10 protein-coding genes are annotated in these 10,897 nt (G+C 43.0%); 1 reads left to right on the forward strand and 9 read right to left on the reverse strand.

All coding sequences use genetic code 11. The features are described 5' to 3' along the window. Window positions 1–199 precede the first annotated feature (199 nt). The 9 genes from AC4IFT_RS21810 to AC4IFT_RS21850 form a co-directional block, all read right to left on the reverse strand. Window positions 200–1,231 carry an FKBP-type peptidyl-prolyl cis-trans isomerase N-terminal domain-containing protein gene (locus AC4IFT_RS21810; RefSeq protein WP_490752777.1) on the reverse strand — a complete coding sequence of 344 codons (1,032 nt, stop codon included), beginning with the start codon at window positions 1,229–1,231 and terminating at the stop codon, window positions 200–202. A 228-nt stretch (window positions 1,232–1,459) separates the two neighbouring features. Beyond that, on the reverse strand, window positions 1,460–2,413 hold the full coding sequence (locus AC4IFT_RS21815; protein WP_490752778.1) for a fimbrial protein: 954 nt from the start codon (window positions 2,411–2,413) through the stop codon (window positions 1,460–1,462). 21 nt (window positions 2,414–2,434) lie between these two features. Further along, on the reverse strand, window positions 2,435–2,986 hold the full coding sequence (locus AC4IFT_RS21820; RefSeq protein ID WP_490752780.1) for a fimbrial protein: 552 nt from the start codon (window positions 2,984–2,986) through the stop codon (window positions 2,435–2,437). Between the two features lie 33 nt (window positions 2,987–3,019). Beyond that, window positions 3,020–3,661, reverse strand: a complete 642-nt coding sequence (locus tag AC4IFT_RS21825; protein ID WP_490752781.1) for a fimbrial protein — start codon at window positions 3,659–3,661, stop codon at window positions 3,020–3,022. Between the two features lie 11 nt (window positions 3,662–3,672). Further along, entirely contained in the window at window positions 3,673–4,422 is a 750-nt protein-coding gene (locus AC4IFT_RS21830) for a fimbria/pilus periplasmic chaperone (protein WP_490752789.1), read from the reverse strand. A gap of 22 nt (window positions 4,423–4,444) precedes the next feature. Further along, window positions 4,445–6,973, reverse strand: coding sequence for an outer membrane usher protein (locus tag AC4IFT_RS21835; protein WP_490752782.1), 2,529 nt, complete (start codon window positions 6,971–6,973; stop codon window positions 4,445–4,447). A gap of 43 nt (window positions 6,974–7,016) precedes the next feature. Beyond that, window positions 7,017–7,562 (reverse strand): fimbrial protein, encoded by a 546-nt coding sequence (locus AC4IFT_RS21840; RefSeq protein WP_490752784.1) that lies wholly within the window; start codon window positions 7,560–7,562, stop codon window positions 7,017–7,019. Between the two features lie 63 nt (window positions 7,563–7,625). Continuing rightward, the gene (locus AC4IFT_RS21845) at window positions 7,626–8,192 is read right to left on the reverse strand and encodes a fimbrial protein (RefSeq protein WP_490752785.1); all 567 of its coding nucleotides are present in this window, start codon (window positions 8,190–8,192) and stop codon (window positions 7,626–7,628) included. Between the two features lie 293 nt (window positions 8,193–8,485). Continuing rightward, window positions 8,486–8,719, reverse strand: coding sequence for a hypothetical protein (locus AC4IFT_RS21850; RefSeq protein ID WP_490752787.1), 234 nt, complete (start codon window positions 8,717–8,719; stop codon window positions 8,486–8,488). A gap of 1,651 nt (window positions 8,720–10,370) precedes the next feature. Between AC4IFT_RS21850 and AC4IFT_RS21855 the strand changes: the two genes are divergently transcribed. Next, window positions 10,371–10,766: a hypothetical protein gene (locus AC4IFT_RS21855; protein WP_490752788.1), complete on the forward strand. Its 396-nt coding sequence runs from the start codon at window positions 10,371–10,373 to the stop codon at window positions 10,764–10,766. Window positions 10,767–10,897 lie beyond the last annotated feature (131 nt).

A 10,897-nucleotide genomic window follows, 5' to 3' on the forward strand; every position in this document is an offset into this window, starting at 1 on the left:
GTTTATAAGGTTCATCAGGTGCGGAACTCATCGAGGCGCAGGCATAAAAGCCTATTAAGACGCCGGATAGATTTATGCAAGCCAACAATATTATTTGTATCAGCATTGCAAAAACGGGAGTGGTCATAGATCCTAACCATGAATATAAGCACGACTTTGGCGTGAGCATCCCAAAGTTTTTCATTATACTGGATTGGTCTTATTGTGCTAGGGCGTTTTGAATATCGGCAATGCGCAATGTGTAAATCAACGAAGCGCCTGGTGGAACCGATGGTGGGTAACCTTCATCGCCATAGGCTAATTCAGGCGGTACCACAAAGGTGATCTCACCGTGGTTTTGTAAATGTCGGATCGCTGATTGGAACAGCGGTGGGTAATTATCAAGCGGTAGGGTCAGGGATTTATTTTGCAGATTCATATCACTGACTACTCTGCCATCGAGTAACGATTCTTTGACCACAATGCTGATCACATCGATATCTTGAATTTTGCCTTGTCCTAGATAATTAATTTTGTAGTCATAGCCCATAGGGTCTGACTTCACCTCTTTTTGTTTTTTCCAATCAGTTAAGAAACGTTTCGCCAAAGCCGCTTGCTGAGTTTTTTGCTCACCTTTATTCTTTTCTATAGAAGCTTCGGAGGCAATTAGCGCGGTGTGTAGCTCGGTGGGTGAAAGTTGCATGCGTCCTTCGATGACATCCGAGATCCCCGCAAGGTAAGCCTGTTTATCCAATGATTGTCCGTAGAATTGATTGTCTTGATGAATGGTGAGTGCATCTTGACCAATGGCGATACCCGTGGCATAAGCTTGGCGTAATTGGTCATTTTTTTTCAGTACATCTGCTGTAAAGGTTACTGAGGCTGAATTTGTGGACGGGGCTGTATTATTTTTTTGAGCCAATAATTGTAGGTTGTTGTTAAGTCGCTGAATATCAGCTTGCTGCTGCTGAAGTTGTTCTCGGTATTGCTGCTCACGACGCTGACTAGCTTGCAATTGTTGTTGCATCATTTTTATTTTGATTTGGGGTAATTGTATACCCGTTTTTGAAAAGGCATCAACGGTATTATCTGCTTGTTGAACTTTGCGCACTTCATATTCTAGAGCGAATTGAAGTAACCCCGTTAGATTATTATTTTGTGTTTCACTGTGTGCTTTTGGAATAAAGTAAAGAGCACTAGATAAACTGAGTAATAATGTCAAATGACACTTAAGCGATGGCGACACTGCCATAAAGGCCCCTTAAATAACATATTAAATGTAAAATGCCTTACCCATAAACGGCTAGCTTATTGACCAGCCCTATTTTCAACAATTACTTATTAAAAACAAATAACCCTTTGATTATTTATAAAAATAACCAATTTACCATCAGAATAACAACATTACTCAAAGATCAACTATCCATCCAATTTATCATGCTGGATAATTAAACAATTTTATTTTATTGCTTAAATATAATTATGGTTGTGAAATAATTAATGACGCATTTGCATGAAAATCACCTTCTTGTAAATCACTTGGTCCTGGATTAGGTGTTTTTACTAAAGTAAATGTAACAGTATCGCGCCCGACCCCATTACGCAGATTAGAATTAAACCCCTCGAAAGGTGCAACCACCTGCCCTTCGTGATACATTTCAACCCCTAAGCCAGGCTTTGTTGTTGCAAATGCAGTGTTTGAAAATGAAGCTTCATTAGCACTTAATGAAACCTTGATATTTTGATTTAACGAAGTGTCATCACAATCATACTCCAATTCTTTTTCAATTTGATAGCGTGTTTGTGAGCCTACAGTAGAAATTGCTGTTTTACTCACTTCGCCAAAATCAACATCAATGAGTTTATCATCATTAATAACACAACTGCCAGTCGCTAATATTGCTCTATTGGCAGCTACAAACGTCCATGTATAATCGTAATTACCTGCAGCAGGCATACTATGAAAATTTAGTTTCAACTCTAATAATACATCACCAGGCTCAATAACTAAATATGGTCCAACAGGGTATGGGGTTTTATAAAACATATCTATATCAACAGGAACCCAACCTTGAGATGACGAAAGCTTAAAGACATTAATTTCCGAAAAATTAGGGGCATTATGCCTGTTATTATTAACATAAACCCCACCAGAAAAGCCTTGAGAACTCAATTTGTCACCAAGTTTTATACCTAAACGTCTGATATCCAAATAATCAACATAGGTTCCTGGTGATGTATTAAGGCACTGTAGGTAATCACCCACATTAGCAAAAACATTCTCTAATTCTGTAATATTTGAATCAATTGGAATTGCAAATGTCATATCAAAATTAACATCCTCAAACTGCTCTCCTGTATATAAACTTCTGCAAATAAACGCATGAGAGCTAAATGAAAACATTAGCAGCAAAAATAAAGTAAGAATTTTCATACTTCCGCCCAAAATGAATAATTAATCATAATTTAATATAAAAACAGCTGTTGCTTTAAATGTTCCTAAGCCAATTGTCTTGTTTTTTATGGCATCAAGCTCGGCTTCGACATAACCTTGAAAATTTAAGATATTGCTGCCATTTTCTAATAAATATAACGGTGTCTCACTGTTAATTGGGAGCAACTTGCCCGCTCTATCCAAAATACCTACACCGACACGTGTTGCCACGCTATCAGTATCTAAGGCTAAAAGCCCGGGTAAAGTCGCATGTTCAGTCCCCATAAATCCCACTCTTACCCCTTCACCAATCCCCACTTCACAGTCAATAAGGTGAATACTAAAAGGCTCTGGGTGGGTGCGTGTATTGATATACAAGTACTTATCCACAATGGTAGCGAAATCAACTTCAATTTCTTCATCACCGGGCATCAAAGTACAAGGTTCGGCTATCAATGTTCCATGCACATAGACATCGCCAGAGGCGTCACTGATGGGTACATAGAGTCCACTGATAACAGAAAAAAGAATGCCCACGCCCACTGATAAATAATATGAAGACAATATATTCATATTTAGTCTCCCTCCCCTCCTGAGTGATAAGCGTTAGTCATACATCAACTCAAAAGAAATCAATGCACGGTAAGCGCCGGCTTGTAAGTCGCTAGCGATTCGAACTGGCGTAATAAAAAAGCTTAAGCTATCTTGCCCCGGTGATAACAATCGTGGAACACTGCTTTCACCCAGCGGGATCTCCCGCCCTGCTTCATCACTCAGTTGTAATCCAAACCCTTGCGCGCCCACTACTTTCGCAAGCTGAGGGTAAAACGGCACTGAAGGTGCAACAAAGCGCATTTTGACACCCGGTTGCTCGCTACTCCACGCCACACTACCCGTTTTGATATCGCGCAGTGCCGTTGGTGTCTCAATGCAATCCAACAATTCAATGTGGAACGGTACGGATTTCCCCGTTTGCCCCACTTTTTGTAAATCTGCCGTTTCAATATTGCCCATGTCCACCGATTGATACACTGATTCCATGGCAATTCGACATGGGCTTTCTGTCAGCGAACCAAACACATACAGCTGACCACTCGCACCTTCAACATTCCAATTGCCGTCTGGACGATAGAGAGTAGCATTACGATCAGATGCTTGCCCCACACTACTCCATAAGCTGAGGAACAATAGACTGCTCACCCAACCCAAACGGTAATGTTGATGACAGTTTGCTGATATCGCCATCATGCGGCTCCTTATTATTTCTTCTCAGGCACAACCGCACATTGGTTGCTCTGGCATTTAAAATGTAGTTTCAAACGCCCGCCGTAGTCGTTGATATAGGTCAACACCGGTGAACTGCCCAATTGAGCACTGGACACGCCTAAGGCATGCCCCCCAAAAGGAGCCACCATTACGGCATCAAATTGCTTGGTGATAGGCGCATTAGCGGTAGCCGCGGCACCAATAATGGTGACGTAAAATGGCGTCGGATTTTTGGCAATATATTGGTCGCCTTGCTTGGTTAGCGTCAGCTTCTCTTGCCACGGTTGATTCATTTTTTCCGTGTCACTAAGTGCAATCCCAGACGGGCGGTAAAATAATTTAATTTTGCTTTGTAATGCCAACTGTAATACGTTTGGTTTATCACTTTTCGGTGGAATTTCACGCAAATTAAAATAAAATAAGCTTTCTCTGTCTTGCGGTAATGTTGCAACTTCTGGCAGCGCTTCAATGCGCACTTGGCTAGTTTTTCTGGGCTCTAAACGCTGTACCGGCGGCAGCACCACAAACGGGGAAGACACTTTTTGACTTTTGTCGTTCTCAATCCACCCTTGCGCCAAGTATGGCAACTGTGAATTTTTGTTACTAATGGTCAGCGACACGCTTTTTTGCTCACCGTTAAAAATCACGCGGGTGCGGTCAAGCGCTATTGCTGACCACGCTTGGCCTGCATACATGACCGATAACAATGCAGTTGCCATCAATAAACGTTTTGGACTTTTCATTTTCATTCGCTGTCTCTCTTAATTATTCTTTCACTTTGTCAAACGATGGCGGGCGCGAGGTTATCGGCTCACACTGCAATAATAAATTGGCACTAAGCGCGTCAAATTGTGCAGGGAACTGTAATTGACACTGATCCTCACCAACCCACTGTACTACCATGATTTCATTAGGGTTGATCCCACTGATATACGCTTGGCCGTTATCATTCATGATGCCAGTGTCCTGCCCACGCTCATTGCGAATTTGCGCACCAAATGGAGGGAAAGAACCATCAGCTAAACGCACTGCGACCATCATCTTACGACCTGACAATACTTCGAACTTACGGTAGCCAATCGCCCCTTCCGTTAAGGTCGCTTGTACCACCGAATCGGTGACTTCAGCGTTATCCGGTAGTTTATTCAAATCAATTTTGACTTTATTGCGGTAGTAACTGTTCACATCAGGTACCACCGCTTTACCAAAGGCATTCGAGTTTACGACTGCGCCGCGCCCTTTCATTGGGATATCACTGATACCATCGGTATCAATCAACAGACGTGTTCCCCCCATCGTAGACACGCGGTGCATATCGACACCTTCAGGAGTAAAGGTAAAGCCACCTTGTGCCCCTAGGCCAAATGCGGTGTAACCGTTATAGGTGTAACTCACATTGGCGGTTAAACGTGCATTGCTACCTTGATGAGTAACATAGGCACTGCCCGTACCGCCTTGGCGCGCACTTCCCGCACTGAACTGATACGACGTTTGGTTATCAATGCGATCGTAATAAGTTGCACGGTTAGTCGTTTCACTGTTATTAGTTGCAATCGAGTAACCGATATTTGCCCCGTTACCCCACGGCACTGATAGCGACAAATAGGCACCGTCATCATAGGTTTCGTTATACACATTGCGATAGGCTGACAACGATACGTTAACGTTTTTCACTGAACCAAAATCTATCGTTTTGGTGAGCATCACGTTGTAGCGGTCGCTATCTGGACGATCCCAATAGGTTTGGTGGTTATAGTTCACATAAGTTGATAATCCGATATCACGGAAGTTTTTATTCAAAGAGATAGTGTACATTTCTTTGCTACCACCGCGACGTTCACCACTATCCTTGGCAGTCAAATAATCCGACATGCTCATAAAATCACGTTCGGAGAAGCGGTATCCCGCAAACTGCACTTGGCTATCGTAATCATCAAAACGTTTTGAATAGTTGACGCGATACGAGCCGCCACTCAAGCGATCTTCACCTGGCAAACGTGCGATCGACTGCGTCACATCAAAGGAAATTGCCCCGAAGGCTAATAAATCACGCCCAATACCGGCCGCGAAAGCATTGTAGTCTTGGCTATTGAGGCTGCCGCCAAACACTGACCACCCGTTGGAAATACCCCACGAGAACTCACCCGTGGCAAACACATCACCACTGCTACGGTGCTCGAAGGTGGACGGTTTACCCAATGATAGTTTGTAACGCACTGCCCCCGGGCGGGTCAGATATGGAATGGTGGCGGTATCGACTTGGAACTCTTGCACCGTGCCGTCTTGCTCTTCAACGCGCACATCCAGTTCCCCGCTGGTCGCATCACTCAAGTCTTGAATACGGAACGGGCCCGCTGCCACTTGCGTTTGATATAAAATGCGGCCTTGCTGGCTAACAATCACCGTAGCATTTGTAGTCGCCACTCCTGAAATCTCTGGTGCATAGCCACGTAAGTTTGGCGGTAACATGTTCAAATCGGAGCGCAAGCTACCGCCCGTAAAGCGGAAGCTATCAAACAGGTCAGAGTTAAGATAATCTTCCCCCAACGTCAGTTTGGCACGCATTTGTGGGATTGCGCGATAGGCATAGAACCGGCTCCACTGGAAATCCGTGTTTACTGGATCACCCGAGCCAGTCGCATGGTTTAAACGACTCTGCCAGTCCGCACGTAAACGCCATGCGCCCGCATTCGCCCCCACCACGCCATTACCATTTAGGGCATAGGTATTGTGGCCTTTTTTATGTGGACGGTTAGTTCGTGCAGTAACGTTATAGTCCAGCAAGATACCAGGGATCCCTTCATCCCATAACGATGGAGGATCCCACGTGGCGGTGCGGTATTCTAAATAGGCTTGTGGCACGCTAAGGTATAGGGTCGATGTCGACAAGTCTCCACGGGTTTCTGTGCCCGGGATACTAGCCAAGTCCACACAACTGCCGTCATGCCACCATGTTAGATCTTTGATCACCTCGTCTTTTAACCCCAACTGGCTAACAATGTCACCAGTTAAGCAAGCTTGGCTCTCATTAGCATCGGTGGCTGACGGGTAAAACGTCACTTTTTGTTCAGGTAATGTTTCCTGATTAAGTTGAATTTTCAACGGATAACTGCCGGGCATGATGTAACCCGCACGCGAAAATTGACCTAAGTCGATATTTTTTTTGTCGTTTAAATCCAACAATTCAGTGTTGAATTGCACTACATCCGCCGCCATTAACGGGGATGAATAAGGCATGAGTGCTGCCATCACAGCAAAATAGACCGCACAAGGTTGGTGATAAGTACGCGACATAAAAAAATATCCCTAGGCAAATGAGCGCCAAACCACAAAAGAATCAGTAATAATCAATTTTGAAACGCAAAAGCGTTTGATAAGATCCCGCTTGTAAACGCTGATTGTTTGTCACCAGTTGCAATTCGTAATTCAAGGTCATTTTACCGGGAACAATGTCTTGTTTAGGTAGCGGTTTTCCTGCAATCACCGGCGTCCCTTTGTCATCACGCATCGCCAACTGCACCCCTTTGGCTTCACCCATCACCGTAAAAAAATCACCGTTCGCGGGTCCATCAAAGGTCATTTCAAAGATTTGCCATTCATCTTTGCTGCTGGGGTAACGTTCCCAACGGCAATCCACTAACTGAATGTTGAACGGTTTTGGTGGAGCTTTGCCAAATTGTTTCAGCACGCTCAGAGGAATAACGCCCATGTCAATCGTCTGATCACGAGACTCGGTTTCGATTGCACAGGCGGTGTCGACAATTTCCCCATACATCGAGACTTTTCCCCACCCTTGAGAGGGGGCAGAAAAAACGGATGCGCTCGCGCTCAGTATTCCGAAAAGCACACACAGCAGTGCGTTATGTTTTTGCCATCCTTTCACAAAGCGCCTCGACTATTGGTGGAAAAAACGTGAGAAATAGTACTGCTACCCCTCACCGCCAAATTAGTTGTAGGCTAACGTGAAATTAGTCACGCCTTCGAATTTCCCCAGAGGGATAGCATCGACAGCAACATTGTTACCACGCATAAATGCACTGTATTGCAGGGTGTTACTACCTGCTTGCAGCTGGTGAGATTGTGAGGTAGAAATGCCCATATCGATTGCGTTGCCGTTAGTGTCTGTAATTTGGATACCGACGTTACCCACTAAGCCTTCATCTGAGTTCAGACCGGTCACACCCAGTAGCTTCGAGTTAAAGGCTGCGCTAGCACCGCTGAAGGTGATTTGCACTTTGTCGTTGTATTGCACGCCTGCATTATCTGGAAACACACAATCTTCTAATTCAATGGTGAATTGTTTTGGCGAAGACGCGCCGCCGTTCGCCAACACAGAGTTCGCTATTTGGCCTAGGTCAACCGTTTGGTCAATGGACTCTGAGCTAATTGAGCATGGTGCATCGATGATTTCGCCTTTGAAAGTCACTTTGCCGTGACCTTGGTTAGGCTCGACTGCAAATGCTGAAACACTCATTGCGCCAGAAATCAAGGTTGCAAAAATAATTTTTTTCATAGTTTCCTGTTTCCTCTACACGAAAGAATAATTAATAAGTGATAATAAAAAGCAGGCAGAGTAACGCCCTGAGATGCTCATTCATTAAAAAACATACATTCTCCAATGTCGGTTGATATTTAAAACCAGTTTATTTTCAGCAATGAAAATAAACAAAAACCACAACATAGGTACAAAAGTGCCCTTAGTTATCTCACGGAGAAAACCATCATTAATAAACCAATAAATTTTATTTCTTTGTATTAAAGATGAATAAACAGAAATACCCCTTTAAACAAAAGAGTTAAATAAATTTACCCACCGTCTTCATATAAAATATAATCATTATTAGAAGCATTCACTACTGGGAAAAAGAGCGTATTGTATTTTTCATAGGTTGCCGACAAATTTTCTTTTAATCTTAATGACGCATCCACAAAAAAACGGTCAATTGGCATATCTAAAATACGCAATAAAGGCACCAAAGCCACGGCATCAATATGGCAAATACCACGCTCATACCGGAGAAACTTGTTGTTGCGAGACATTCAAGAGCTCTCCCAGCAGCTTACCCGTCATACATCTCATTTTACGTGTAGTGTGAATTTGGTGACCAATGGCTAAAGCTAAACTTAAGTGTTGTTTTGGAATCAGCTCTTCCTGATGCACATCGTCTTCTTGCTTAACATCCTTATTAAGGTAAGAACAATTTTCACGCTCCCCCCCATACTAACCCCCCTCTCATGAGTAAATACAAACACAACAAAATAAAACAATTTGTCGCCTAGTCGATGAGAATAACTTTAATGCCTATCAAAATAAAAGCAAATATCACAAAAAAAAGCAAAGGCAGTATATTAGGTTTATTTTACTCAATTTGATTGTTGTTTAAGTTTTTAAATTCATTTAAAAACAATTAATTAGATTCAACCTCACTCTTACCACCTTGAATCCATCATTTAAAGCCAGTTAAAAACACCAAAAAAACTCAATTATGATTAAAAAATAAATATTTAATTCTAAAGATAATAAACCTTCATAGACCTCACTGTGTGCTAGCAGCAAATACAACTTTTTGCTTTATTTTGTTGTTTTGCTCAACAAAATTAGGACACTTTTCTGAAGACGTTTTCATATACCACAGGTGATAAATAATTATTTTCCGTGTGTAATCGCGTTAAATTGTAATAACTATTGTGAGCACTGTTGCACATAAAATAGTGGGACTGAGTTTTCGGTCTGTAATCCACATTGAGCAGAAAGATTCAACTTTATTATTTTATTTGCAACAGTGCAGCGCATATTCGATAAACCAACGATAAATAGTTTAAGCACGCGGTAGGTCAAAGCCGCTCTATTTCTAGGCAACACCCTTCTCGTCTTTTATACACTGCTTTATGTATATTCCCAGACCTGCAAAACTCTTATTTCAATATGATGACGGATAGAACCGCTTCATCGATAACAACCCCATCGATGAATGGCACCACACAGCACTACGGGGTTGCTGCCAGTGGACGTCATGAAATCCCTCGCCTCAATAGCACAATTTACGCCAACTATTCCTTGCGATTGGGGGAGGGCAAACACCGATTTTCGGTCTCATGACATTGTGACCGGAGGTGGAGACAAGGTCAGTTATCGCGGTGCCCACGCAGGAGTCAGATTGAACTTTCCCCTGACTGACGTCACCACCTTGGAGAGCAGCGTTCGCTATCTTTACACAGCGTTAGATGCTGATAGTATCCACGTAGATGGCGATATGGTGCGATTTAACACCGTCACATCCTCCCGAGTCCAGCTCAGTGAGACCGTGAGTCTAAATCTTACGGCCACGTACGAATATGAATTTGACAGTCGAGCCAACGCGCGTATTCACGGCTTTTACATTGAGGCCCCAAATGAGCAAGGCGCCACTGGGATTATCAACGCTGGGATTAGACTCACGCCGTTTGACAATAAGGATAATTAATTCAATATGGGTATCCAAGGCTATACTGGCAAACGAGAGAGGATGAGCATGACCCTATTGTACCGATACACCTTCTAACTACACACGTTCTCTGACCTACATTTTCAATGTGGGTCAGGGACGATGACGGGAGACGTTTCTACCCAAAAATACCGAGCTCGTGTTTGCGTGTCTTTCATGTTTCTCGGTATAGTTTAAATAAATAACTTTGCCATGAGTCTGCTGATATGTCTTTACTCTTGAAAATTTCTACCTTTGTCTTAGTTATCGGGGGGATATTTATTTTGGCATTAACATTCACCCGTACTGAGAAATTGGATTTAATGACGGCTATTAAGAAAAATGTGAGCGATACCCTAGAATACCCTACAGCTGCTCAATTTCGCAATATTGTCCCCTTTTTTTATCAGAATACCGCCGATGGGGGAAAATTATATTATGCCTGCGGGGAAGTTTATCGTTTTGATGGACATATTGAGCCCAGTGGATTTAAGCGATTTATCGTAAAAACCTATGAAAAAAAGCAGGAACGTATTGATGTTTCCATCCCGCTCATTGAGGGATATGAAGAGATATTTAACCCCGAGCAATTTGACCAAATCTGGCGAAAGTACTGCCGATAATGACGGTTCGCTCAGCTTCAGAGAGGCCATCCATTTAGGGATAGGATAGAGTTCTACGCTAAGCAATCCAAATTGCCTCATTAGCCGCTCCCCCTATAGCGTGTCATTAACGTTAAAATGGATGGAATTAA

The organism is Providencia sp. UF-183, assembly GCF_058246155.1.

Bases quoted from the DNA above. Each gene is read 5' to 3' on its own strand.
- AC4IFT_RS21810 (WP_490752777.1), bottom strand. From the start codon at position 1,231: ATGGCAGTGTCGCCATCGCTTAAGTGTCATTTGACATTATTACTCAGT.
- AC4IFT_RS21815 (WP_490752778.1), bottom strand. From the start codon at position 2,413: ATGAAAATTCTTACTTTATTTTTGCTGCTAATGTTTTCATTTAGCTCT.
- AC4IFT_RS21820 (WP_490752780.1), bottom strand. From the start codon at position 2,986: ATGAATATATTGTCTTCATATTATTTATCAGTGGGCGTGGGCATTCTT.
- AC4IFT_RS21825 (WP_490752781.1), bottom strand. From the start codon at position 3,661: ATGATGGCGATATCAGCAAACTGTCATCAACATTACCGTTTGGGTTGG.
- AC4IFT_RS21830 (WP_490752789.1), bottom strand. From the start codon at position 4,422: ATGAAAAGTCCAAAACGTTTATTGATGGCAACTGCATTGTTATCGGTC.
- AC4IFT_RS21835 (WP_490752782.1), bottom strand. From the start codon at position 6,973: ATGTCGCGTACTTATCACCAACCTTGTGCGGTCTATTTTGCTGTGATG.
- AC4IFT_RS21845 (WP_490752785.1), bottom strand. From the start codon at position 8,192: ATGAAAAAAATTATTTTTGCAACCTTGATTTCTGGCGCAATGAGTGTT.
- AC4IFT_RS21850 (WP_490752787.1), bottom strand. From the start codon at position 8,719: ATGTCTCGCAACAACAAGTTTCTCCGGTATGAGCGTGGTATTTGCCAT.
- AC4IFT_RS21855 (WP_490752788.1), top strand. From the start codon at position 10,371: ATGTCTTTACTCTTGAAAATTTCTACCTTTGTCTTAGTTATCGGGGGG.